A 24,546-nucleotide genomic window follows, 5' to 3' on the forward strand; every position below is an offset into this window, starting at 1 on the left:
AGTTATTAAAATTCCTTATTCAAAGTCGGTACCTCAAACCCATCATTCTGGATAAGATCGAGATAATCCCCGGAGATGTCTACAGTTTCGGGTGAGATTATAAATATATAACTTGATATCTGATGCAGCTTGCCGTTCATAGCATAAACTGATCCGGAAATAAAATCCATAATTCTCTGTGCCAAATCTACATCAAAACCTTCCAGATTAATAACCGCTGCCCGACCGGATAATAACATATCGCAAATATCCTGTGAATCCTCAAAATTGCCGGGTTTCATAATACAGACTTCAAAACCTTTTGGAGTTGTACGGATTGGAACAACCTTATTCGTAGAAGTTCTCTCAAGTCTGGTCACTTTATCCTTCTTAGGGTCATTCATAATAGCACTCATGATCGGAGATTGTTCTTCTCTTTCGTATGCCTGACGAACCGGCTGTTTTACAGTTTTTCGTTCTACCCGTTCGGCACGCCTCGCTTCTTTTTCTTCCTCTTCGCTGACGTAATCATCATAATCATCATCTTCTGTCAGTTTTAATGAATCTAAAATATTCTTAAATATATTTGCCATGTACCTATCTCCTATCCATAATAATCTGGTTCACTATATTCCCTTTATACTTAATTCGCTAAATCATATATTCACGTTCACCGAATATTCCTGTCCCAACACGCACCATCGTTGCGCCTTCTTCAATTGCCACTTCATAATCGCCGGTCATTCCCATTGATAGTTCATCCATACTAACATTATCGATGTTTTTCAATTTGATGTCAACCTTTAATTGTCGCAAATTTCTAAAATGCTCCCTATTTTTCTCCGGATTATCTACAAAAGGTGCAATAGTCATCAAGCCTTTTATGCGCAGGTTTTTAAGCTGCGCTATCTCAAGGATCAACGGATAGACTTCCTCTGCCGATACACCGAATTTTGTGTCTTCTCCTGCTACATTTACTTCAATTAAAATGTCACAGATAATGCCTTTTTTGGCTGCTTCTTTATCTATTTGCTCCGCCAGTTTATACGAATCTACAGAATGAATAAGCACAGCCTTGTCTACGATATATTTTACCTTATTTGTCTGTAAATGTCCAATTAAATGCCACCTTAAATCTTTTGGCAGAATCTCATATTTGGTAGTTAATTCCTGTACTTTATTTTCACCGAAATCAACGATTCCCTCAGCCATTACCTCCTCAATCATCGAAACCGGTTTTGTTTTACTTACAGCAATTAAAGTTACTTCTTCGCGTAAACGGCTAGCTCTTAAGCAGGCATTCTGTATATTTTGCTCAACGACAGATAAATTTTCTTTAATCAAAACAATGACTCCTTCCATATGTTACAAATAAAAATCTAATATATTATTTTTTGCTCAACCGCAGTTTTACTATCCAGCGCAATATGATCATAGACCGAAAGACCATACTCTGTGCCTTTTTTCACAATACAATACTCCTCATTTTCATATAGGACTTCAATCCTTCTAAAAACCGCATATCCTTTATTTACATTAAAGACTCCTTCTAATGTCTCTTTTTGGCTGACGGTAAATTCTTTATCGGCATCTTTTAAATGAATCCTGTCCCCCGATTGAAACAATCTTGCATCGACATAACCATACTTTTCATCTTTATAGTAAATATCGGCAGGCACAAAATCATATTTGGGTTCTCCCTTTTCGGTAAAGGTTACCTTAGCCAGACCTGTACTACCAGTGTTTCCGCCTTCTGTAAAATACTTAAGGGGTATCTTGTAAAACTCCTTTTTTACGATAGAGGATACCGGTATTTTGATGCCTTCGGCAGAATTGATGGCTATTTCAACATTAATAAACCGCTGGTTAATATATCGGATCATAAACCGGCTTAAATCCAGTCGGGCAAAATAATCCGTACCTTTTTGATATACAGTAATCGGAGCCGTGGTAGTTACTCCATCATCCCGAAACGTTAGTTTAACACTGTCCTTATCGGATAATTTTTTATATTGCTCTTTATTCAGTAATAACAATATGCTCCAGTTATCACTTTTTATGATTTTATATACAGGGCTTCCTTTTTCAATTAAATCCATAGTACGAAGCTGAATTTTCTTATAATCCTCAGCCTTAAAATTCTCAGCCGTTACGGCATCAATGGATAACTTCTCAAAATTATCCACACTATATGTAATAATACCACTGTATTTTGATTTTAAAACTTTAAACGAACTGCTTGTCCCATTATCCTTTAAGGCAGTATTAAGTTTTGCTAATTTGCTGTCATTCACGATTTCCAGTACGGAATTTTCTATATTATATTTAAAATTATAAACAGACTGATAATTACTGTCCTGATAACTGTTTTGAAAATCATTGATATCCTTTTTAAAAGAAACCGTATCATCCGGTGTTAATGCTATGGCATTATCACTGTTGCCGATCAATTCATAGGTATCTTTATTTTCATCTACGGAATAAATCGTTGAATTTTTTGAAACCCGTTCTCCATCACCATGATAATAATTAATGTAACCGGCTATATTTGTATTAAAAATTTCTTCATCCCTAAAGATAATTCCAGTAAATACATTATCGTCAGAAGTGGTACCTTCCTTAACTTCATATATTACTAAATGATCTTTCATTAAATATATATATACACTGATTAACACATAAACAAAAATAATCAGAAAAACTAAAACTCCAATATTGATGCTTTTACGTTTCCGGTATTTGGTAACTTTACTGCCTGAACTCAATCTTAAATCCTCCTTTACATTTCCTATCTATTATACTTTTAATTGTCTAAGAATAAAAGACCTAAATGTACTTTTTTACAAAATATGATTAGGAATATTAAGCATAAAAATGGTAACAATAATTAATGCAACAAAAAGGAGGTAATCAATTGAAAACAGTAGACTATATAGCATTGTGTTTAGTTATTATCGGAGCCATCAATTGGGGCTTAATCGGATTTTTGGGATTCGATCTGGTAAGAGTAATTTTTGGTGACATGACTTGGGTATCAAGAGTTATTTATGCTGTGGTAGGTATTGCTGGTTTGTATGCATTAAGTTATTTCGGAAGATTACGTAACGAATAATTAAGCAATACCATTTTGGACGCCAAACTAAAACAGACGTCTTATTAATAAACAAGCGGCACTAAACTGTGCCGCTTGTTTATCTGTCTATATGATTTATTAAAACATAAATTTTTCAATAGGTATATTAAATTAATTTGATTGATTAATTTACTTTGCGGGATTTAACTATAACTTATTCTTTAAGGTATAATAAAACCTTTATTTATTCATTGGTCCATCTTTACTCATAGGGTATATTATTATTTATTTATAAGGAAACAACAATTTTATCTTTGATTGGTTCTGGGAATTCGGTTTCATTAAGAGATATACTGATGACAAAGTCTATATTGAATTCGTTCGAAATGTGTTCCAATTTCTCAAGGATTAAGGAGACATTAGGACCTTCCGTATAAGCGATCTTTAAAAAGCTGTCTACATAAACCGCTTCCACATCATGATCCTGCGATAGGAGACCGCAGATAAAACCAATAAACTCACTGTAATTTTCAATGCAATAATCTTTTACATTAATTAATCTTATCTTATTACTTAATTCGTACATATGCTTGTTACTTTTGTCAAGATAAACAATACTGCCTTTCGCTGCTCTTACTGCGGAATTAGCTTTTTCAATTAAAATCTTGGTTTTGCCTTTACCTTTTTCGCCTGCAATAATCTGTATCATTGTAATCTCCTCCTTAAGATGTGTACAAAATTTGGGTGATATGTATAAATAAATAATTAATATAACTTAATTATAGTCTATTATTACTCGAAAAACAACCAAAAAATAGAAATGATTATTTAATCTTTTCTAATAAATGTGTCATTTGTGAAAATAAACTATTACTACCATCCGCTTGTAAAATTAAGGATATATAGGATTTATTCTTTTTATCTTTACTGTAAAGAATTAAACAATTACCTGCTTTACTGGTGGTCCCGGTTTTACCGCCCACTACGGTTACTCCCTCCGGAGCCTTTTCCGTACCTTTTAAATAACGGTCTGTAGTAGCAAGTTCCTTTTTTTGTTCCTGTCCCTGAGCATCTTTATAAATTGCTGTATAACTTTCTTGATTGATAATGGATACAAATTTGTCGTATTTTAACAGTGCATTGAAAATCAAATACAAATCATATGCTGTCGTGTAATGATTATCGTCATGTAAGCCATGAGGATTAACAAAATGCGAATGTACTGCCCCAATACTTTTAGCAGTTTCATTCATCTTATCCGCAAATCCTTCCACTGTTCCTCCTATATGTTCGGCTATGGCAATCCCGGCATCATTACCGGAATATACCAATAAACTGTTTAATAAGACCTCCATACTTATCTTGTCGCCTTCTTTAAATCCACAGAGTTTGGCACCACTTTCCGTTATATGGGATGCATTATAACTTACAGTTACCGTATCGGATAAATTACCTTCCTTTAAAACTACTAAAGCAGTAATTAATTTTGTTAAACTGGCCGGATACATCCGCTCATAGACGTTGTTGGCATAAAGTACTACATCATCACTGTCATTGACAATAAGTGCTGATGTAGCAGTTATACTGGGATCCTCCATATGATTTAATTCATCGGGAATTACCGTCAGATCCCTTGCAAAAAAATCCGACACTTCGGTGCCGATATTATTTTCATAACGAATTACATTATTTGTCTCCGAATATGGTAATAACGCTTTGGAGGAATTAGAACATCCTGTTAAAAATGCGAGAGACATTAAAATACATATTAACTTTTTTTTCATAATTCTAAACCTCACCAAAAGTATAATCGGGTATTTTAGGTTTATTCATCCGGCACCTGATTATGCTTTAAAAATTTCACGCCAGTCCAAATCTCCCCGGTCTAATGCTTTTATTAACAACTCTGCTGATGCAAGATTGGTTGCTAATGGTATATTATGAGTATCACACAAACGGACAACATTATTCACGTCCGGCTCATGAGATTTCGGAGAAAGGGGATCTCTTAAAAAAATAACTAAATCAATCTGATTATGCTCAATCTGAGCTCCCATCTGTTGTTCACCGCCTAAATGACCGGCAAGATACTTATGAACATTTAAGTTTGTTACTTCTTCAATTAATCTTCCGGTAGTTCCGGTGGCATACAGCTCGTGTTTATTTAATATTCCCCTATATGCTATACAAAAGTTCTGCATTAATTTCTTTTTTGCATCATGTGCAATCATTCCAATATTCATATGGTTTTACCCCCTTTTATTTTTTCGCTGTAAACTTATATTCATAACTAAACCTATTGCTATCATACTGCTGGTCATGGAACTAAGACCATAACTTACAAAAGGCAATGGTATTCCGGTATTTGGTAAAAGCGCTGTCGCTACTCCAATATTGACAAATACCTGGAACATAAACATGGATGCGATACCAATTGCAATAAGCATCCCTTTAAAGTCAGGTGCATGACGAGCAATACTGATACACTTAAAAATGATTACTGCTAATATAAATATTATAACACATCCGCCAATAAATCCAAGAGATTCTCCTATTACAGAGAAAATAAAATCGCTTTCTGCTATCGGAATAGAATCACTTTGAAGAGCATCTTTTCCTTCTGTCAGCAGTTTACCCGTCAATTTACCGGAACCAATTACTTCAATAGAATTATCCTGCTGATACAAGGTAGCTGCCGAACTGTCCAATTCCGGATTCAAAAAAGATACAATTCGGTTTTGCTGATAGTTTGTTAAGAAAAAGACCTTATATCCCTGCTCAACACACCATAATGTTCCAAACACTAAAGGAATTCCAATCAGCAATACAGGCAGAATTATCCGGTAACTTAATCCACCGCAGAAAACCATCATGGCAAATACAAACAAGATGACCAAACTAGTGGACAAGTTTGTCTGGATTAATATCAAAAAGGTGGGCATTGCAGTTAAGATACCAATTAATAAAAAGATATAAAATTTATTCATCTTGTCCTTAAATATGACTATTAGCTGGGCTATAAAAATAATCAGAATTATTTTACTTAACTCAGAAGGCTGAAACAATATCACCTTTAAATTTAACCATCTTTTTGAATTATTAACCGTAGTACCAAAAAGTCTTACAGCAACTAAGAGCCCCATATTGATAATATATAAAGGGATATAAAATAGGCATACAAAATGGTAGTCAACCAAAGAAACAAAAAGAATGACAAATATACCTAATATAATACCCATTACCTGCTTTTTGAAAAGACCTTCTCCATCCCCTTCAACAAGCCTAACCAGGTAAGCTCCTATACCACTTAATAATATTACGAAAAAAAACAACGATATGTTATAATTCTTAATATTGTACTGCTTAAATTGAAACATGCAAATCAATCCTTATTTTTTATTTTTAAGATCCTTTATCGGAATATTTGCAAAAAGCGCTGGAACAACTCCGTTATTTCCTTCTGATTCGGTTTGGGTAATTTTGATGTCCAAACCGTCCATATCGATCTCAATATATCTTGATATTACTGTAATAATATCATTTTTCATCTGTTCCATTATTTCAGGAGAACAGCCGGCGCGATCAGAAACCAGAACTAATTTTAGTCGGTCCTTGGCCACGTTACTGGACGTTTTTTTCTTGAAAAAATCCGCCAAACTCATCATACTATCCCCTCTCTAGTTTTTCTTAAGTAGATTAGCAAGCCTACTAAAAAGCCCCTGTTTTCCGTTTAAATCAAGATACGGAACGTCCTCTCCAAGTATTCTGCGGCATATATTCATATACGCTTGTCCGGCTAAGGTATCAGAGCCAACTAAAGGTTCTCCCTGATTGGTTGAGATTACGATATTCTCATCGTCCGGTACGACTCCAATCAAATCAACGGCCAGTATTTCAACTACATCGCCGCTTGACATCATATCACCACGTTTCACCATATCTGATCTTAGTCTGTTTACAATTAAATGGGTCCGCTTTATCTCATTTGCTTCTAATAAACCGATAATCCGATCCGCATCACGTACTGCGGATACTTCGGGTGTAGTAACTACTAATGCTCTGTCTGCTCCAGCAATGGCGTTTTTAAATCCCTGCTCTATTCCGGCAGGACAGTCCATTAATATGTAATCAAACTCATCTTTTAATTCATCTGCTAATTTTTTCATTTGTTCCGGATTAACAGCTGTTTTATCTCTTGTCTGTGCAGAAGGTAATAAGTACAGGTTGGGATAACGCTTGTCCTTAATTAACGCTTGTTTGATTCTGCAATTTCCTTCAATGACATCAACCAGATTATATACGATCCTGTTTTCAAGTCCCATTACTACATCAAGATTTCTTAAACCTATATCGGTATCAATCAATACAACTTTTTTATCTAATTTTGCCAAACCGGTTCCAACATTTGCTGTTGTCGTTGTTTTACCTACTCCACCCTTGCCGGATGTTACTACAATTACTTCACCCATTCCTGTTTATCCTCCAAAAGATTCGTTAATATAATGAATAACTATATATTAATATCATTTAAAACCTCTTTGCTTAAAGGTTCAATGTAGATATTTCCATTCTCTAAGAACGCTATTTTAGTTTCTCTTAAGCTTTCTTTTACAGGCTTATCCGGAGATCTGGCTATGGTATCCGCAATCCGTATTTGAACCGGATTCATGGAAAGGGCCAGAACAAAGGAATTGGTATTGCCGGTAGCCCCTGCAAATACCGTTCCTTTTAAGGATCCCAATACAATAATATTGCCTTTTGAAACAATACGAGCCCCAGGATTTACATCACCGATTACAATAATGCTGGTCTCTGATTCCAAGACCTGTCCAGACCGGAGATTCCCTTTATAAAACTGCCCTGTAGTATTGGATAATTCCATTAATTTCTCATCCAGTGCTTTCTTAAAGACTTCTTCTTTCTGAGGGTCATTCTCTATGACACATACAACATGAAGTTCTGTTTCTTCAGCAATAATATTTAATATTTCCCTCTGTTCTTCATTGGAGAGTTTGCGTCCTTCAAAACTGATGGCCATTTGGGCTTTATCAAAAAATTTTGCAGAATCACGAAATTTCTCCGCGGTTTTTGTCTTTAGTTCTTCAAATCCCATTTCAGCATCCAGTACGACAACGATGCCATATTTATTACCCTTTATAATGACTGGATTATTCATGAATACCTCCTGGTATGGCTTGTTTTCAGTAACTACTCAGAATGTCCGCAGCTGAGTAGTTACTATATAATAATATCATTCACATTTAATCCGTAAATGTCGGTGCTTCCGTCTCCGGCATAAGTGCATCACCATTCACCAATTTGTCTTTATCTTCCACATTAAAATAATAACTGTAAATATAACGTGCCAATTCTACGGCATTACTGGAAGCATAACCGTTTGGTATTACAACTGTAACCGCTATTTCAGGGTCATTATAAGGTGCATAAGACAAAAACAGTGCATGGTTAGCTCTTGACTTACTTTCCTGTGCCGTACCGGTTTTGCCGGCTATTGTTACAGGAAAATTCTTAAATACATAGGAGGATGAACTCCTGTTTCCATTGGCTACTTTATACATACCATCATGAATTAAATTCCAGGTAGAATCACTGATTTGCGTAAGTTCTTTTGATTTTGCTTTTTTATCCAGAATAACAGATCCATCTTTATCTACTACCTTATCAATCAGCGTCAAATCATAAAGACTGCCGCTGGAAGCAATCGCGGTCAGATACCGTGCAAGCTGTACTGGAGTATAGTTATTGGTTCCCTGTCCGATTGCTGAACGAATTGAGTCCTTATCTGAAATCTGTGGTTCTTCTTCTACTAATTCAACACCTGATTTTCTGTCAAGACCGTAAAGGGAAGCATATTTCTTAAGTGTGTCAAGACCAAGCTGATTTCTGTTAATACCAGAGCTGTCAAGACCTAAACGCCAGCCTACTTCATAAAAGAAATAATTGCAGGATACCTGCAGCGCATCCGTCACATCAATGGAACCATGGCTTGAGGTTGACCAGCAACGCGGTGATGGAGTCACTTTGTCAAAGATTACATTATCATGAATTGTCTCCCCAGGATGAATTGCACCTTCTAGAAGTCCTGCTGTGGAGGTTACCATCTTAAAGGTAGAACCTGGAGCCGTACGCTGCATTGTCGGACGGTTCATGGAAGGATAGGTTAAATCACTGCTGATTTTTGCATAATAAGCAGGATCGATCTTATTGGCAAACTTATTATTATCATAACTTGGATAAGAAACCATTGCCCTTACCTCACCGGTTTTTGGATCTGTTATGACAACAGATGCACTGCAAGGATCAAGTGCTAATTGGGCAGGGGTAATCTCTAACTTCCTTATCTTTTCCGTTATAAAGGAATAAGCGGATAAGGAGCCGTTTTCTAATTTTGAAATATCTTCCTCGTTATATTTTATCACACCTTGGTCAAATAATAAAAGACAAATTTCCGTTCCGGATAATTTGTACGAATATACCAAATCTTTGTATATTTTTTTATGAAATGTGTTGTCATCCAACAATAATTTTTCAATATAATCCAAGAGTTTGGTATAGAGTTCCTCCGTACTGAAGTATTCGTCTCCAATATTAAGTTTTGTAAGATCGATCCAATTATTTGCAATGGCATATTGAAGAAACTTACTTAGGCTGATTTTATTAGTAGTATAATCCTTATAGGCAGCATCCTCAGCATCAATCTTAGAGGATAATAAAACATCAACTGATTTCAGCTTACTGTAGATGTAGGACAGATAATCCTGCATTTCTTCGGAGGCGGCGCTGTTTACCGTAGTACTGTTTACGGCTAATAAACTTCTAAGATCTTTTAGTACGTCCTTTTGTTTGGATATAAACTTCTGGTTAACTGTTTTTTCCAGGGTGGTTGCATCTTCTTCTGTGAAAGCATCCACATCAATAACGCTGTTATTAATTAAGGCAAAGTATACATCATAAATCGGAATACGGATATCCTTGGTAGAAGTTCCTCTGGTTCCCGCATCCGTACTGTTGTTAATCTTAGATAAGAGTATGCCTGCCAATACCCGTTCAATAATTTTATAATATGCTTTTTGATACACACTGTCGATGGTTAAATAAAGATCCCCGCCTGCTACCGGATTCGTTCGTTCCAGTACATCCAGAAATCTGCCGGCAGAATTAACGGAGATTGTTTCAATCCCTTTTTCACCGGCAAGATAACCTTCAAATTTTTTTTCTATTCCTGTTTTACCGATAACATCCGAACTATTATAATTTGGCATAGCTTCCAGTTCATCGGAATTAATCAATCCGGTATATCCTAAAATATTGGAGTTATATATACTGTCATTATACACACGGTATGTCTGTTGTGCTATATCAACACCGGGCAATGTGGCACTGTTTTCATAGATCGCTGCAACTGTTTCATCACTGACATGGGAGGAAATAATAATTTGATTATATTTCGGATAATTCGTAAAGATAGCATATCTTAAGGTCATGATCTTTAAGGTATCTTCTAAAGAATACTCATCTGATATATCAAACATACGGGTGGTCTTACCATCACCATGTTTTAAATATTCATATACCTGTTCTACGGTTGCATTACGCTGGTCTTTGGTCAGGTCGTCAACGGAACGGAGACCATACGCTTCCTTTTTAAACCGAAGTTCTGCTTTTTCATCTTTTGTATTAAAATAAAGATTTCCTTCTTTATCAAGGGATATACCAAACTCGATTTCTATTTTATTGCCATACTTCTCCAGTAATTTAATCAGCTGATAAAGCATCTCATTTCTTCCCTGGTTAGAGGTGATTTTAGTACTTTCCTCCAATACCACGGAATAAATTAATTTATTATAAGCCAGCAGAATACCGTTCCTGTCATAAATATTCCCTCTGGTACTTTTGATTTCTCTAGTCTTGTTGTATTTTAAATCCAAGTCCTGGGAATGGGTTTCACCTTCGACAATCTGGAGGGTGAAAATTCGGTTAACCAATACACAGAGTAAAAAGATGAATATCAAAGTAACGGGCAGAAGTCTGGATGATACGATCTGCTTCACTTTTTCCCATATAATATCAAGCATTTAGGTAACCTCCTCTTCCACTTTCCGGTCCAACCGGATATTGATTATATTCAATAGTTTATACAGTACTATGGATACTACTACGGTATATATAATCCCAGGTAGCCCGATCCTAACAAGATAGAACAATATGTTTAGTTTGCCTTTTAGCAAAAATTCAAATACGTAATACAAGAAAAAGTATACGAACTGACTGACTCCCACTAAAAGGATTGGTATGGTCAAATCATCCTTTACAAAGATTCTGTGGCTGTAACCATTTAAATAGCCGATTATCATATAAATTAAAGCAAATAAGCCAAGCACATTGCCATAACAGAAATCTATTAATAATCCACTTGCAAAACCTACTGCAAGTCCTTCTGTCCTGCCTCTCATTAATCCGGTGGCTACCGTTAAAATAAGCAATAGATTAGGAGTAACATGAGCAAGAGCTATCCATTGGAATACCGTCGTCTGCAATAAAAAACATATTAAAATTTCAATAACTAAAACTATAAAACGCTTCACTTAAATGTTTACCCCTGCCTTTCCCAAATTCTTTACTTCTTCGGAGTATCCGCATCCACCAGTGGTTCTTTTAATTCGGTGATAATAAGTACATCCTGTAACCGGTCAAAATCAACAGCCGGAGTCAAATGGGCTGTCTTGGTTAAATTATTAGGATCAACGGTTAAATCGCTGATATAACCGATAAGTATACCCTGCAGATATTTATCACTGATTGGTGAGGTAACTACTTCGTAACCGTCTGAAACATCGGCGTCTTTACTGATTAATTCCACACCGATCACTCCAGAATTATATAATTGCAAATCACCATTTACGATACAAGGATCGGAGGTTTTTAAGAACATACCGCTTACATTGCTGGAATCATCAATAATGGACCTTACTCTTGCCCAATTCTTTCCAACCTCTTCAATAATGCCAACCAGACCATTTCCGGAAATTACGTTCATATTAACGGCAATTCCATCATCTGTTCCTTTATCAATCTTAAAGGTATTGTACCAGCTGTTAGGATCTGCGCTGATAACTCTTGCACCTACCTTGGGATAATCTGCATATTTTTTGTCTAATTTATATAAGTCCCGGAACCGGTCCAGTTCATATTTATCCTGCAGCAAGGTTTTGTTTTCATAGGATAATGCGGCTACCTGTTCCTTAAGGGAGGCATTTTCTTTTAATAATCTGTTGAGGCTGGTAAACCTTGCAACCTGATCAGATATACCGCGTCCGATAGAATTAATACCATCCTGCATCGGTGATATCACATTTCCAACAGCAGTTTTTACCGGTGATATTTGTTCTCTGTATTGAAAAGAAACAAATATTAATACAAAACATGACAAAGCACCTGCAATAAATAAATGCTTAGGATTTATATTTAATTTTGTCCGTCTTCTCATAAATACCTCTTTTCCCAATATACATTTTATACTCATTCATCATCATTCATTCTGTCCGCACAGTATACCTTTCCTATATCGGATTCTGTCTTTAAGCGGATTATCCTTATCGCATATGGTATCAGACAGATATGCCAGGCTGTCAGCTGCTGAAATTTGTCTGTTTTAAGTTGCAAGCCAGGGTTGCGAGTTTTTTGTCCTCAATAATTCTTCCAAGTCCATTCACTACGGTATCCGTTGCATCTTTACAGATATTAACCCTTAAACCAGTTTCTTTTGCAATCAGCTTATCCAATCCGGAAATAGAAGCAGAACCGCCGGTAACATAAATACCGGAATCAATAATATCAGAAGAAATTTCAGGTGGAGTCCTTTCCAGTATGATTCGAATGGCATCTATAATGGTGTAGAGATATTCGGTAATGGACTCGTATACATAGGAGGAATTAATTTCAACCTCTGAGGGCAGACCAGTAACCACATTACGACCATAGGCTTTAATGCTTTGATCTTCTACAGGCAGTGCACAAGCCAGTTCTTTTTTTATATTTTCTGCGGTTTTGTCTCCAATAATTAAGTTATAATTTTTCTTAACATAAGTCTTTATCGATTCATCCAGGCGGTTTCCTCCAACAGGAATCAATTTGCTGATTACAATACCACCCAAAGACATAATGGATACTTCTGTTGTATCAGCCCCAATATCTACGACCATAACACCTTTTGCATTGGTTACGTCAAGACCGATTCCTACTGCATCTGCTATGGGTTTTTCAACAATTTTTATATTCTTGGTTTTTACATTGGAACTGGCCACCAGATCAAAAAAGGCTCTTTTCTCCACCTCTGTGATATCAGAGGGTGTAGCAACGATAACCGCTGCCGCAGATAGTTTCTTACTTTTTGCTATTTTATGAATCATATAATTAAGCAAATCAAGCATATTGGCAATATCTGCAATTACGCCATTTTTAACCGGATAGGTTACTCTTATATTGGCAGGTGCTTTTTCATACATTTCAAACGCTTCATTTCCAGCAGCAATTACCTGCTTCCTGTTTGCCACTGCTATCATGTTTTTTTCATCCAAAATAATTCCGTCATTTTTCTGATATATTTTAATGGTACTGGTACCAAAATCAATACCATATATCTTTCCTGTCATACCTGTTGTCTCCTTCCAAACTTGAATCTGTCCTTCATCTTAAGCTTTCTTACTGTTGATGCTATGCGATAACTTCTAGATTATGCACACTTTAAGCCTAAATATAACCTTGTTCACTTAAGCTTACATATTTATTATCACCAATTATAATGTGATCCATAAGTTTAATTCCAATTAAATTTCCAGCTTCTTTCATTCTTTTTGTGGTCTGGATATCTTCTCTGCTGGGAGTTGGATCGCCACTTGGATGATTATGCAATAAAATAACATTAACTGCTTCGTATTTTAATGCACTCAAAAAAATTTCCCGGGGCGATAAAAGCGAACTGCTTACTGTACCGGTTGAAATAATCATATCTTTTAAAATCTTACTTTTGGAATCTAACATAATCAAAAGCACCCTCTCTCTTGATAAATGTCTCATATCCTGCATATAATAATGAGCAACCGCTTCAGGAGTTATCATCTTAAGTCTCCCTTCATTGGTTGCTTTAGCCATACGTTTTGTCAATTCGGCAATACATAATAACTGAATTGCTTTTACCCTTCCAATACCCTTAATCCCTTGTAAATCATTGAGATTCATATGGTTTAAACCCAGGAGACCCGGGTAGGCCGCAGAATGTCCAAGCACTCTGGAGGCTACATCCACAGCACGTTCATTCCGTGTGCCAGTCCGTATAATCACCGCAAGAAGTTCCGCATCAGATAAAGAACCAGCTCCGGTCTTTTCGCACTTTTCGTAAGGTCTTTCAGTTAATGGCAATTCTTTTACAGTATAGTACTTGTTTATCATTTTTCCTCCTGTTTATTCTCTCTCCAAGACAATAAAAAGGACTTTTTTGCTAAAGCTTTCGATATATTATTATGGCTAAGATTACTCCGATAATTCCGGCAATTGTAATCTTTATGGATAGACCAAAGCTGATTATCATAATTCCCAGGTTTAAACGTATTATACCGCTATTGTTCGTACCGCCAATGCCAAATTCCTGTCCATAGTTTAACCAGGTCAGGGCGGATACATCTTTTGCCAGATAACCGATAAAACCGCCTACTACTACACCTGCTAATATCAGCAGAAACAATGCCCATGAGTTTTTACCGCTCACTCTAGCCATAACCGTTTTTCCTCCAATTACAAGATTTCTACCAATCATTCTAACATAATTCAGCACATTTGTATACATTAATAGCATAAAATACCTATTGGTTGTAGGCTGTTTGGTATTGTTACATAGGATTCTTGTATCTTTATTTGGGGATACAGTTATATTGTTTAACTATCGAAGGTTAGGGTAAATTTTGGGGGTAAAGTTTAGGCTGAGACTTCGCAGTTTGGGGTTGTGGGCTTGCTGATATCAGCTTTTAGGTTGTGAGGAAAGCAGCGATACGGATCGGTTTCCTATGCTTCGTATTCTTTGCCTTAATTCACTAATGGATTTTTTATGTGGTAAAGCGAGAGTGAAAAAGCACAAACTCCTCGCAAAGCTCGTCAGACAGTGTGCTTTTTCACTCTGAACCACATAAAAAGTCCATAAGTGAATGAGTGGCTCAGAATGAAGCGCATAGGAAACCGATCCGTATCACTGCTTTCCATTCTAATGGTTGAGCTGATTTCAGCAAGTTTTGTGCTTTTTGACTGCGAAGTTTTTTGTTTATTGGTTTTTGTATTACTGAATTTTACTTATCAGAATTGTTATCTAATAGTAAGGCGTGACATTTAATTGAATTTGGTTCAATAACTAATTTAGATGAATCAAATTTTCTTCATATAGTTTCTGTACGGACATTAAGATTCCGATTTTGGCGTGGTACCAGGTTAAGCCACCTTGGAAATATACTGCATAGGGAGGTTCTATGGGGGCGTCGGCACTTAATTCTATGGATGCGCCTTGTACGAAAGCTCCGGCGGCCATTATGACATCGGAATGATATCCGGGCATCGCCCAGGGTTCCGGAGTAACAAAGCTGTCTACGGGAGCTGCAGCCTGGATTCCTTTGCAAAAGGCAATTACTCCTTCCGGGGTTTTAAGGGTTACGGCCTGGATGATATCATGACGGGATTCTGTGCTGTTTGGAACTACTGGAAAACCGAGTTTTTCGTATATGTTGGCTGCATAGATGGCCCCTTTTAAGGCGCCGGAGACAACTACAGGTGCTAAGAATAAACCCTGGAATAGCAGACCAGTGATTCCAAGGGTAGCCCCTACTTCTTTGCCAAGTCCCGGAGCTGTGAGGCGAAAGGCTGCGTTTTCCACATAGTCTTCTTTACCAACAATGTAGCCGCCAATGGGCGCAAGACCACCACCGGGATTTTTTATGAGAGAGCCTACACACAGGTCTGCTCCTACATCGGTGGGTTCGAGAGTCTCAACAAATTCTCCATAACAGTTATCTACCATACAGATAACATTGGGATTAATGTCCTTTATAAATCGGATTAACTCTCCAATCCGCTTTACGGATAGGGTCGGTCTTGTAGCATAGCCTTTGGAACGCTGGATGGTTATTAGTTTTGTCCGTTCATTCATTGCTTTGCGGATTTCTTCATAATTAAAGCCACCGTCAGAAAGCAAATCAACCTGAGAATAGGTGATACCATATTCGGCTAGTGAACCGGTTAATCGTCCTGATGAGGTTTTTCTATCCTGGGTATTATTGGAGGAAGAGGTTTCTTGATTTGCATTATCTCGGTTGATACCGATTACACTTTCTAAGGTATCATAAGGTTTTCCAACCGGTGAGAGAATTTCATCCCCAGGACGTAAGTTGCCGGATAAGGCAATGGTTAAAGCGTGGGTTCCGCTGATTAACTGTGGTCTTACCAGTGCGGATTCCGCATGGAAAACGTCAGCATATACCTTTTCCAGCGTATCACGGCCTAAATCGTTGTAGCCATAACCGGTGGTGGCAGCAAAATGAATATCACTTACTCTGTTATCCTGCATGGCTTTTAGTACCTTAAGCTGGTTGTATTCTGCTATTTGATCTATGGCTTCAAAACGTTCCTTAAGATTTGTTTCGATGGTATCGCAGTAATTTAATATTGCTTCATCAATATTAAAGTCTTTATACATCTGATTAAATAATTTGTCCATGTATTAGCCTTTCTTCTTTTGAGATAATGCTTAAATCTATATCATATTTTTATCCCTGATTGTTTTAATCAGAGCTTCCAAAATTTTGGTTTCATCATTTTCTAATTCATTTTTATCAATCCAAATTACTTCTTTTTCCCGTTTAAACCAGGTAAGCTGCCGTTTCGCAAAATGTCTCGTATCACGTTTTAAGGTATATACCGCATCTTCTAACGAACATTCGCCGTTTAAATATGCAATAATTTCCTTATATCCTAAACCCTGCATGGATATCATATCTTTTGTACAGCCTTTTTTTAGCAGTATAGCTACTTCATCGATTAGACCGTTTTCCATCATATGGTCTACCCGTTTATTTATTCTTTCGTATAATATCTCACGTTTATTGGTTAACACGAAGTAGCAGAACTGATAGGGTGATTCATTCCTGCGTTGTTCTTCATTGTGTTCTGAGATTCTGCTGCCGGTCTGGTAAAAATATTCTAATGCACGAATGACACGCTTTACATTGTTAGGGTGGATCGCTTCGGCTGAGGGTGGATCTACTTGAGCCAATTTATCATGAAGATAACTGCTGCCTTCTTTTTTATAAAGCTCTTCCAGGTGCTGTCTGTAAGAAGTATCTTCCCCATTGTCTTTAAAGTCAATTCCATAAAGGACTGCTTGTATATAAAAACCAGTACCACCTACAATAACAGGTATTTTCCCTCTGGAATAAATTTCTTCCATATACCGGTTGGTGTATTCCTTGAATTTAACTACATTAAATTCTTCCTCCGGTTCCAGTTCATCTATCAGATAATGCTTAACACCGTTCATTTCTTCGGGCGTAATTTTTGCAGTACCGATATCCATGTATTTATACACTTGCATGGAATCGGCGGAAATAATCTCTCCGCCGATTTCTTTTGCAAGTTTTATGGATAATTCCGTTTTACCTACGGCTGTAGGTCCGGTTAATATAATCAGGGGTCTTTTCATGTTAAACTTCCTTTAAATGGGTTTATACAATTCGTTTAAATTTCTTTTCCAGCTCATATTTACTCATAGAGATAATGGTTGGTCTTCCATGAGGACAATGATAAGGGTTATCAAGGGTTAATAATTCCTCAATTAAAGCCCTGGCCTCCTCACTGGATAAACGGTGATTGCCTTTGACGGCTGCCTTGCAGGACATGGAAGCTATTTTTTCTAAGATTGCTTCCGGCGTTTCATTATATACCTCATCCATTAATCCGTCAATGAGTTCGATTAATATTTCGTATTGGAGCAAGCCGAACAGATCACTTGGGACAGCCCTGACAGCGTATTCTTTTCCTCCGAATTCTTCGATTTCAAAACCGATATCGTTTAATCCTTTTTGGTGCTTTTTCAAAGCTTCCTCTTCCCTCATGGATAGCGAAAGTATGATGGGCGGTTCAAGCAGCTGGGAATTATACTGTTTATCTTTCAGGGACTTCATGATTTTTTCATATAATACCTTTTCATGAGCGGCATGCTGATCGATGTAAAAAAGTTTGTCACCAAACTCCACAAGCCAATAAGTCGAAAATACCTGACCTATAATTCGGTGACTATGTATGGCTTCCTTAGAAATAAAGGATAGCTGTTCCGGTTTTGCAGTGTCTTTAATCTCTTTTATAGAAGCATTGTTTTGTGTTAATCCTTCCATGGTTGGAGCTGCTTCTTCCATTGCGTTTCCAGGTGATGGCATAAGTTCCTCCCGGACAAAGGCAGCGGCATCAGTAATTACTTCATTCAGCCTTCCAATCTCGGTTTCTTTTATCAGTTCACGGTTTATGGAATAATCAGCAGTTTCGTGAATCGTATTGTGCTTATTGGGGTTGTTGTTATAATTATTGGGGTTGTTGTTATAATTATCGGTGTTGTTATATTTATCGGCATTGTTATAGGAGTTGTGAAAAGTATTCGAGGTATTGGATACCTTACCGTCAACTGTATTATTAGCACCATTCCCGCTTGGATTTGCTGCTATATCAGTAAAATTAGCCTCAGCCTTCTCATAAGAATTAGTTTCATCTTTTACCCTTTGATTTCTGTCACCATTACTACTTTTCTCACGGAATTCCTGGAGTCGCTTTTCTTCAAAGGGTTCCGGGACTTGTTTAAATGTCTTAACTTCCTGCTTTTCCTCTGTTAAAAACACATCCGGTATCATTTCTTTTCCTTCTAATTCATTCTTAATAGAACGATAAATAAGCTGGTATACGTCTTCACCATTTTTAAAACGGATTTCCAGCTTTGCCGGATGAACGTTTACATCGATTAATTCGCTGTCTATAAGGATATGAAGGGAGGTAAAAGGGTACCGGTGCAGCATGATATAGGGCCTGAAGGCTTCTTCTATGGCTTTATTGATGAGGGCACTTTTTATATATCTTCCGTTAATAAAATAATTCTCATAATTTCGGTTTCCTCTGGACACAACTGGTTTTGCAATAAACCCTTCCAGGGATATCTCTTCGCTGCTGCCCTCAATCGACACCAGATTAGAGGTAATATCCCTTCCGTAAACATTGTAAATTATGTCCTTTAAGTTATTGTTCCCAGAAGTGTGAAGTTTGACCTGTCCATTATTAATGAACTTAAAAGAAACACCCGGATGGGATACTGCCAGCCGCTCCATTAAGTCACTGATATAGCCGGCTTCCGTCATAGGGGATTTTAAAAACTTCTTTCTCGCCGGGGTATTATAAAACAAGTTCCGGATGATAAAGGTAGTCCCGTTGGGGCATCCGATGTGTTCTAAGCTCTTTTCTTCTCCTCCGGCAATCATATATCTAAGTCCGGAAAAAGACTCACTGGTTTTTGTCACTAATTCCACCTGAGCGATTGCGGCAATACTTGATAAAGCTTCACCGCGAAAACCCAGGCTTGTAACCTTTAATAAATCTTCTGCAGTCCGGATTTTACTAGTAGAATGCCTTAAAAATACTAAGGGCATATCTTCTTCTTCGATACCTGAACCATTATCTGTTATTCGAATGAGACTGATGCCGCCTTCTTTAATTTCAACGGTTACAGCATTAGCTCCTGCATCAATTGCATTTTCTACCAATTCCTTAACCACTGCTGCCGGTCTCTCGATTACCTCTCCTGCTGCAATTTGATTAATTGTATTTTCATCCAGCACAGTTATTTTTGACATAGGTATCACCTCCTGTAAAAGGTATAAGTACATCGTTTTTAAAATAACTGGACCGATTGGTCAGTCCAGTTATATGCAATATGATATACTATAAACGTTTCTTAAGTTTTTGCTGCAATAGGTATAATTTATTCAAAGCATCCATGGGAGTCATTGCATTCATATCCATATCTCTTAATTCATTAATAATATCGTCGTTGGAATTAAAGTCAAAAAAGGACATCTGATCTGGGATATCTACCGTTTTCTTCCTGGATTTTGGTGCCGCTTCCAAGGTACTTACCATTTCATTAACCAGTAAGACAGTGTCGTCCTTTTCTTCCATTCCCTTTGTTACTTTATCAGCAGCAATAGACCTGGCTTTTTCCGCTATATCATTCTTACTTAATTCCTCGACGATTTCATGGGCTCTTTTTAAGACACTGTCTGGAACTCCGGCCAGCTTCGCCACCTGAATTCCATAACTTTTATCCGCACCGCCTTTTATGATTTTACGGAGGAAAATAATATCTTCACCATTTTCTTTTACGGCAATGCAATAATTATTTACGCTGTCAAGCTTTCCTTCCAGTTCCGTAAGTTCATGATAATGGGTGGCAAATAAGGTTTTAGCACCCAATAATTTGGGGTTACTGATATGTTCGACCACTGCCCAGGCAATACTTAAACCGTCAAAGGTACTGGTACCTCTTCCGATTTCGTCCAGTATCAGAAGACTGTTTTTCGTTGCATTCCTAAGGATATTGGCTACCTCCGTCATTTCTACCATAAAGGTACTTTGACCGGAGGCTAAATCATCGGAAGCACCGACTCTGGTAAAAATCCGGTCTACAATGCCGATATCCGCCTGGGAAGCCGGAACAAAGCTGCCGATTTGAGCCATTAAGACTATCAGCGCTGTCTGCCGCATATAAGTGGATTTACCTGCCATATTAGGTCCTGTGATGATAGAGATACGGTTTTCCTTATTATTTAAATAGGTGTCATTGGTAACAAACATATCATTGGAAAGCATCTGTTCAACTACCGGATGCCTGCCGTCTTTTATATCAATAATACCATCCTCATTCATAACCGGACGGGTAAAGTTGTTTCTCTCAGCCACCAAAGCCAGGGAAGCAAATACATCGGTTTTAGCAACTGCCTTAGCGGTCTGCTGAATTCGGTTTACCTCATTGCCGATACGGTCCCGGATCTCACAAAAGATATCATATTCCAGAGAAAACAACTTATCCTCCGCACCTAAAATAACATCTTCCAGTTCCTTTAATTCCGGCGTTGTATAACGCTCTGCATTGGCAAGGGTCTGCTTTCTAATCCAGTTCTCCGGTACCAGATTCTGATAGGAATTAGTAACCTCAAGATAGTAGCCGAATACCCGGTTAAATTTGATTTTTAAATTCTTAATACCGGTTTTTTCTTTTTCTTTGGTTTCTAATTCCGCCAGCCAGGTCTTTCCTTCTGTTTTAGCTTTTCTTAATTTATCAATCTCTGTATTATAACCATCCTTAATAATACCTCCTTCTTTTACTGCCAGAGGCGGCTCTTCCAGGATGGCCTGCTCAATTAAGAAATGAATGTCTGCTAAAGGATCTAATTCCTTATGTATCTGGGTTAAGAGCTTGGAAGAAGCTTCACCAAGAAGCCCTTTAATATGTGGCAGCATGGATAAAGAGGATTTAAAAGCTATTAAATCCCTGGGTCCCGCACTTTTATAACTAATCCTGCCAATCAATCGTTCCAAATCATAAACCGGATTTAAATATTCTCTGATTTCCTCTCTGGTAATCACAGAATTATTAAGCTCTGTGATTGCATCCAGTCTTTCGTTGATATCACCTATGTCAATTAAGGGTTGTTCCACATAGCTTCTTAGTAATCTGGCACCCATAGCGGTTTTAGTTTTATCAAGCACCCATAATAAGGAGCCTCTCTTCTGCTTTTCCCTTAAGGTTTCCACCAACTCTAAGTTTCTTCTGGTGGAGCTGTCTAACAGCATGAATTTGCTTGTTATGTAAGGCGTCAGTCTGGTTAAATGGGTCAAAGAGTTTTTCTGGGTCTCATATAGATACTGCATAATAGCTCCTGCCGCTATCACCCCAATGGTATAATCCTTTAATCCCAGTCCCGCCAGGGAAGATACACTAAAATGGCTTTTTAGGGAGTTCATGCATAAGTCATCATCAAAATACCAAGGTTCTAAATCAGATACCGAAATCTGCATCCGGTTTCTTAAGTCTTCTATATCGACTCCGCTTACCATAAAGGTACTGTTGCAGATAATTTCAGTTGGGTTGAATTTATTGATTTCATCTAAGAGTTTTCTGTCGTTATCTACTTCCGTAACATAAAAATCTCCTGTTGTCACGTCTACCGTTGCTATTCCATAGGCATTGGTAGTATGTACAATTCCCATCAGGTAGTTATTCTTACTTTCATCCAGTGCCTGAGGATTTAAATTAGTACCCGGGGTCACTATCCTGATAACTTCCCGCCGTACAATTCCCTTGGCGGCTTTTGGATCTTCCACCTGTTCGCAGATGGCTACCCGGTAGCCCTTGCTGATTAATTTGCTTAAATAACTTTCCACTGCATGGTAGGGCACACCGCACATGGGTGCACGTTCTTCCTGACCGTAATTTTTACCCGTCAGGGTAATTTCAAGCTCCTTGGTACAGGTTAGGGCATCTTCAAAAAACATTTCATAAAAATCCCCTAAGCGATAGAATAATATACAATCCTTATATTGGTTTTTTATTTCCATGTATTGCTGCATCATTGGTGTTAATTCAGCCATTTTAATTCGTTCCTTCCGTATCTTGACAATTCATGATTCTTACCTTTTTCTCAGGAGAGTACTTTGGTGTAAGGTAGACCTATATTATATATGCAATATTAATATGCTGCTTTAAAGTTCCCCTGAAATGCTCAAGCAGTCATGCTCAAATTGCAATGCTTTTAAATGCATTCTTCCTTACAATACAACATCCTCAGCCAGGTTGTCCCCATCCGCCGCAGTTGTAGCCAATATATCACATCTTTCATTCTGAGGGTGTCCGTCATGACCCTTTACCCAGTTAAAAGTGACTTTATGAGGTTTCATTGCCTGTAACAGCCGCTGCCAGAGATCAACATTTTTAACCGGTTCATTTTTCCCTCTCTTCCAGCCTTTTATGATCCAGCCTTCCAGCCAATGCTCATTAAAAGCTTTGACCAGGTATTGGGAATCGGAATATAATTCCACTTCACAGGACTTTGTTAAGGCCTCCAAACCGATGATAGCCGCCATTAATTCCATACGGTTATTGGTGGTTTTCTTAAAGCCTCCGGAATATTCCCTGATATGTTCCTGTCCGTTAGGATCAACATACACGACTATCGTACCATACCCACCTGGTCCATCCGGATTTCCTCTGGCTGATCCATCGGTATAAATTGTTACTTTCATATATTTCCTCCAAGAATCTTTATTTCCTGATAATTAATAAATTTGTATTTATCTTACGAATAGAGTAAAAAGCCATCCTTACTATAAATCACGCCAGTAATCAACGTTTACAAGGATAATTCTATCCGTCTGGCATTCGTTATGTAATAAATTAGTTTCGTTCTACTTGCTAATGATTGGTATCATATATGATGTAAGTAAACAACTTTAACTAACATCCTTTTAGCCGTACCATATCATAAGCGATTATAAATAGTACAAATTAACAAAATAATTATAACATATACCGATTTAATTGCAACTTCTAAACATTATGTAGAAATGAACACCGAATTTTCTCTCGTTAAAACTTATCTAGATAAATCCGCTGCTGCCAGGAGCAGTCCATCCACTTACAGCGGATGGGAAAATAAAATCAACCTCTTAATGATAATTATTCTCCAATAATCAAATCCAGAGCATAAGGTAAAGTTTTTATCCAGTCACAGAATACATGCCATTCCTCCAGTTTATGATTCTTTCTGGCATGATAAATATGAATAAGTGTCTCATAATTTAAGGAACAGGTCCTAAGCTGATTGTAACTTGAGGGCAATAGCTGTATCATGTCATACCAGTCCTCTTTCTTCTGGTCTTTATTGTATTGGCATCTTAGCTCCTCCAAATACCGGATGGTAAGCATAAGTTGTTCTTTCGAGGCAGGAGAGAGCTTATCATGACTAAAGTCCTTTAGTTCAAAAGGTTTGCTGTGTATTTTATGCATGGTACTGGTGGAATTGGATACGGTAGAAACCTTATAAGTATCAAATTCCTTCCACCAGTATAAGGGTGCTGTAATATCCACAGATACAAAAATCTGCCGCATAAACTTTCGGTGGTCGCTGCCTGCCTTGCACAGCCGTTTTGCCAGGGATAAGTCATTAGCCCCTAATATATAGCCTCCGTTTTCCGAAATGTAACTGTCACTTTTCTCCCAGCTGTTCATAGGGTTTCTTGCTCCCCTAATGGCATTTTCTAAATTCATAACACTATCTTTATCTATTGAAAGCATGCGCTCCTCCTAGCTTCATTAATTTTATTTTCTTTATCTGTATAGTTCTCTT

The 24,546-nt window shown here is 37.4% G+C and carries 23 protein-coding genes; 1 reads left to right on the forward strand and 22 read right to left on the reverse strand.

Features of this window, described 5'->3' with window-relative positions:
- Positions 1 to 5 precede the first annotated feature (5 nt).
- From QA584_RS14070 to QA584_RS14080, 3 genes are read right to left on the reverse strand one after another with little or no spacing between them, the layout of a single operon-like run.
- Positions 6 to 572 (reverse strand): cell division protein SepF, encoded by a 567-nt coding sequence (locus QA584_RS14070; RefSeq protein ID WP_278269654.1) that lies wholly within the window; start codon positions 570 to 572, stop codon positions 6 to 8.
- Positions 573 to 630: 58 nt separating this feature from the next.
- A complete protein-coding gene (locus tag QA584_RS14075) occupies positions 631 to 1,323 on the reverse strand; it encodes a YggS family pyridoxal phosphate-dependent enzyme (protein ID WP_278269655.1) in 693 nt (230 codons plus the stop codon).
- A gap of 35 nt (positions 1,324 to 1,358) precedes the next feature.
- On the reverse strand, positions 1,359 to 2,744 hold the full coding sequence (locus QA584_RS14080; RefSeq protein WP_278269656.1) for an HlyD family efflux transporter periplasmic adaptor subunit: 1,386 nt from the start codon (positions 2,742 to 2,744) through the stop codon (positions 1,359 to 1,361).
- Positions 2,745 to 2,893: 149 nt separating this feature from the next.
- Here QA584_RS14080 and QA584_RS14085 point away from each other — a divergent pair, with 149 nt between their 5' ends.
- Positions 2,894 to 3,091 carry a DUF378 domain-containing protein gene (locus QA584_RS14085; RefSeq protein ID WP_278269658.1) on the forward strand — a complete coding sequence of 66 codons (198 nt, stop codon included), beginning with the start codon at positions 2,894 to 2,896 and terminating at the stop codon, positions 3,089 to 3,091.
- Between the two features lie 250 nt (positions 3,092 to 3,341).
- Here the strand turns inward: QA584_RS14085 and QA584_RS14090 are convergent, their stop codons facing one another.
- From QA584_RS14090 to QA584_RS14180, 19 genes are all read right to left on the reverse strand, one after another.
- Positions 3,342 to 3,761: a twitching motility protein PilT gene (locus QA584_RS14090; RefSeq protein WP_278269659.1), complete on the reverse strand. Its 420-nt coding sequence runs from the start codon at positions 3,759 to 3,761 to the stop codon at positions 3,342 to 3,344.
- Between the two features lie 115 nt (positions 3,762 to 3,876).
- A complete protein-coding gene (locus QA584_RS14095; RefSeq protein WP_278269661.1) occupies positions 3,877 to 4,836 on the reverse strand; it encodes a serine hydrolase in 960 nt (319 codons plus the stop codon).
- Positions 4,837 to 4,896: 60 nt separating this feature from the next.
- On the reverse strand, positions 4,897 to 5,295 hold the full coding sequence (locus QA584_RS14100; protein WP_278269663.1) for a methylglyoxal synthase: 399 nt from the start codon (positions 5,293 to 5,295) through the stop codon (positions 4,897 to 4,899).
- Positions 5,296 to 5,301: 6 nt separating this feature from the next.
- Entirely contained in the window at positions 5,302 to 6,429 is a 1,128-nt protein-coding gene (locus QA584_RS14105) for an FtsW/RodA/SpoVE family cell cycle protein (RefSeq protein ID WP_278269664.1), read from the reverse strand.
- A 12-nt stretch (positions 6,430 to 6,441) separates the two neighbouring features.
- On the reverse strand, positions 6,442 to 6,714 hold the full coding sequence (minE, locus tag QA584_RS14110) for a cell division topological specificity factor MinE (protein ID WP_278275174.1): 273 nt from the start codon (positions 6,712 to 6,714) through the stop codon (positions 6,442 to 6,444).
- A 15-nt stretch (positions 6,715 to 6,729) separates the two neighbouring features.
- Positions 6,730 to 7,521 (reverse strand): septum site-determining protein MinD, encoded by a 792-nt coding sequence (minD, locus tag QA584_RS14115; RefSeq protein ID WP_278269665.1) that lies wholly within the window; start codon positions 7,519 to 7,521, stop codon positions 6,730 to 6,732.
- 41 nt (positions 7,522 to 7,562) lie between these two features.
- Positions 7,563 to 8,228 (reverse strand): septum site-determining protein MinC, encoded by a 666-nt coding sequence (gene minC / locus QA584_RS14120; protein WP_278269667.1) that lies wholly within the window; start codon positions 8,226 to 8,228, stop codon positions 7,563 to 7,565.
- Between the two features lie 85 nt (positions 8,229 to 8,313).
- The gene (locus QA584_RS14125; protein WP_278269669.1) at positions 8,314 to 11,148 is read right to left on the reverse strand and encodes a penicillin-binding transpeptidase domain-containing protein; all 2,835 of its coding nucleotides are present in this window, start codon (positions 11,146 to 11,148) and stop codon (positions 8,314 to 8,316) included.
- Complete coding sequence (gene mreD, locus QA584_RS14130; protein WP_278269670.1) at positions 11,149 to 11,658, reverse strand: rod shape-determining protein MreD; 510 nt, start codon at positions 11,656 to 11,658, stop codon at positions 11,149 to 11,151.
- 32 nt (positions 11,659 to 11,690) lie between these two features.
- Positions 11,691 to 12,560 (reverse strand): rod shape-determining protein MreC, encoded by an 870-nt coding sequence (gene mreC / locus QA584_RS14135; RefSeq protein ID WP_278269671.1) that lies wholly within the window; start codon positions 12,558 to 12,560, stop codon positions 11,691 to 11,693.
- A gap of 142 nt (positions 12,561 to 12,702) precedes the next feature.
- Entirely contained in the window at positions 12,703 to 13,725 is a 1,023-nt protein-coding gene (locus QA584_RS14140) for a rod shape-determining protein (protein WP_278269672.1), read from the reverse strand.
- 97 nt (positions 13,726 to 13,822) lie between these two features.
- Positions 13,823 to 14,518, reverse strand: a complete 696-nt coding sequence (gene radC / locus QA584_RS14145) for a RadC family protein (protein WP_278275175.1) — start codon at positions 14,516 to 14,518, stop codon at positions 13,823 to 13,825.
- A gap of 52 nt (positions 14,519 to 14,570) precedes the next feature.
- Positions 14,571 to 14,846, reverse strand: a complete 276-nt coding sequence (locus QA584_RS14150; protein WP_278269673.1) for a DUF4321 domain-containing protein — start codon at positions 14,844 to 14,846, stop codon at positions 14,571 to 14,573.
- A 624-nt stretch (positions 14,847 to 15,470) separates the two neighbouring features.
- Positions 15,471 to 16,805: a methionine gamma-lyase family protein gene (locus QA584_RS14155; RefSeq protein WP_442870361.1), complete on the reverse strand. Its 1,335-nt coding sequence runs from the start codon at positions 16,803 to 16,805 to the stop codon at positions 15,471 to 15,473.
- Between the two features lie 57 nt (positions 16,806 to 16,862).
- Entirely contained in the window at positions 16,863 to 17,807 is a 945-nt protein-coding gene (miaA, locus tag QA584_RS14160; protein ID WP_278269675.1) for a tRNA (adenosine(37)-N6)-dimethylallyltransferase MiaA, read from the reverse strand.
- A gap of 22 nt (positions 17,808 to 17,829) precedes the next feature.
- Positions 17,830 to 19,995: a DNA mismatch repair endonuclease MutL gene (mutL, locus tag QA584_RS14165; RefSeq protein WP_278269676.1), complete on the reverse strand. Its 2,166-nt coding sequence runs from the start codon at positions 19,993 to 19,995 to the stop codon at positions 17,830 to 17,832.
- Positions 19,996 to 20,083: 88 nt separating this feature from the next.
- Positions 20,084 to 22,792: a DNA mismatch repair protein MutS gene (mutS, locus tag QA584_RS14170; protein WP_278269677.1), complete on the reverse strand. Its 2,709-nt coding sequence runs from the start codon at positions 22,790 to 22,792 to the stop codon at positions 20,084 to 20,086.
- A gap of 177 nt (positions 22,793 to 22,969) precedes the next feature.
- Entirely contained in the window at positions 22,970 to 23,443 is a 474-nt protein-coding gene (gene rnhA, locus QA584_RS14175) for a ribonuclease HI (RefSeq protein WP_278269678.1), read from the reverse strand.
- Between the two features lie 433 nt (positions 23,444 to 23,876).
- The gene (locus QA584_RS14180) at positions 23,877 to 24,494 is read right to left on the reverse strand and encodes a hypothetical protein (protein ID WP_278269679.1); all 618 of its coding nucleotides are present in this window, start codon (positions 24,492 to 24,494) and stop codon (positions 23,877 to 23,879) included.
- Between the last annotated feature and the right edge of the window lie 52 nt (positions 24,495 to 24,546).

It is taken from the genome of Anaerocolumna sp. AGMB13025 (genome assembly GCF_029689925.1).
Taxonomy (GTDB): Bacteria; Bacillota; Clostridia; order Lachnospirales; family Lachnospiraceae; genus Anaerocolumna.

Excerpts from the sequence above, each read along its gene's own strand:
- mutS (WP_278269677.1), bottom strand. The coding sequence starts at position 22,792 with ATGGCTGAATTAACACCAATGATGCAGCAATACATGGAAATAAAAAAC.
- QA584_RS14150 (WP_278269673.1), bottom strand. The coding sequence starts at position 14,846 with ATGGCTAGAGTGAGCGGTAAAAACTCATGGGCATTGTTTCTGCTGATA.
- minC (WP_278269667.1), bottom strand. The coding sequence starts at position 8,228 with ATGAATAATCCAGTCATTATAAAGGGTAATAAATATGGCATCGTTGTC.
- QA584_RS14070 (WP_278269654.1), bottom strand. The coding sequence starts at position 572 with ATGGCAAATATATTTAAGAATATTTTAGATTCATTAAAACTGACAGAA.
- QA584_RS14180 (WP_278269679.1), bottom strand. The coding sequence starts at position 24,494 with ATGCTTTCAATAGATAAAGATAGTGTTATGAATTTAGAAAATGCCATT.
- QA584_RS14140 (WP_278269672.1), bottom strand. The coding sequence starts at position 13,725 with ATGACAGGAAAGATATATGGTATTGATTTTGGTACCAGTACCATTAAA.
- QA584_RS14100 (WP_278269663.1), bottom strand. The coding sequence starts at position 5,295 with ATGAATATTGGAATGATTGCACATGATGCAAAAAAGAAATTAATGCAG.
- QA584_RS14090 (WP_278269659.1), bottom strand. The coding sequence starts at position 3,761 with ATGATACAGATTATTGCAGGCGAAAAAGGTAAAGGCAAAACCAAGATT.
- QA584_RS14105 (WP_278269664.1), bottom strand. The coding sequence starts at position 6,429 with ATGTTTCAATTTAAGCAGTACAATATTAAGAATTATAACATATCGTTG.
- QA584_RS14155 (WP_442870361.1), bottom strand. The coding sequence starts at position 16,805 with ATGTATAAAGACTTTAATATTGATGAAGCAATATTAAATTACTGCGAT.
- rnhA (WP_278269678.1), bottom strand. The coding sequence starts at position 23,443 with ATGAAAGTAACAATTTATACCGATGGATCAGCCAGAGGAAATCCGGAT.
- QA584_RS14095 (WP_278269661.1), bottom strand. The coding sequence starts at position 4,836 with ATGAAAAAAAAGTTAATATGTATTTTAATGTCTCTCGCATTTTTAACA.
- QA584_RS14125 (WP_278269669.1), bottom strand. The coding sequence starts at position 11,148 with ATGCTTGATATTATATGGGAAAAAGTGAAGCAGATCGTATCATCCAGA.
- mreC (WP_278269671.1), bottom strand. The coding sequence starts at position 12,560 with ATGAGAAGACGGACAAAATTAAATATAAATCCTAAGCATTTATTTATT.
- miaA (WP_278269675.1), bottom strand. The coding sequence starts at position 17,807 with ATGAAAAGACCCCTGATTATATTAACCGGACCTACAGCCGTAGGTAAA.
- mutL (WP_278269676.1), bottom strand. The coding sequence starts at position 19,995 with ATGTCAAAAATAACTGTGCTGGATGAAAATACAATTAATCAAATTGCA.
- minE (WP_278275174.1), bottom strand. The coding sequence starts at position 6,714 with ATGAGTTTGGCGGATTTTTTCAAGAAAAAAACGTCCAGTAACGTGGCC.
- minD (WP_278269665.1), bottom strand. The coding sequence starts at position 7,521 with ATGGGTGAAGTAATTGTAGTAACATCCGGCAAGGGTGGAGTAGGTAAA.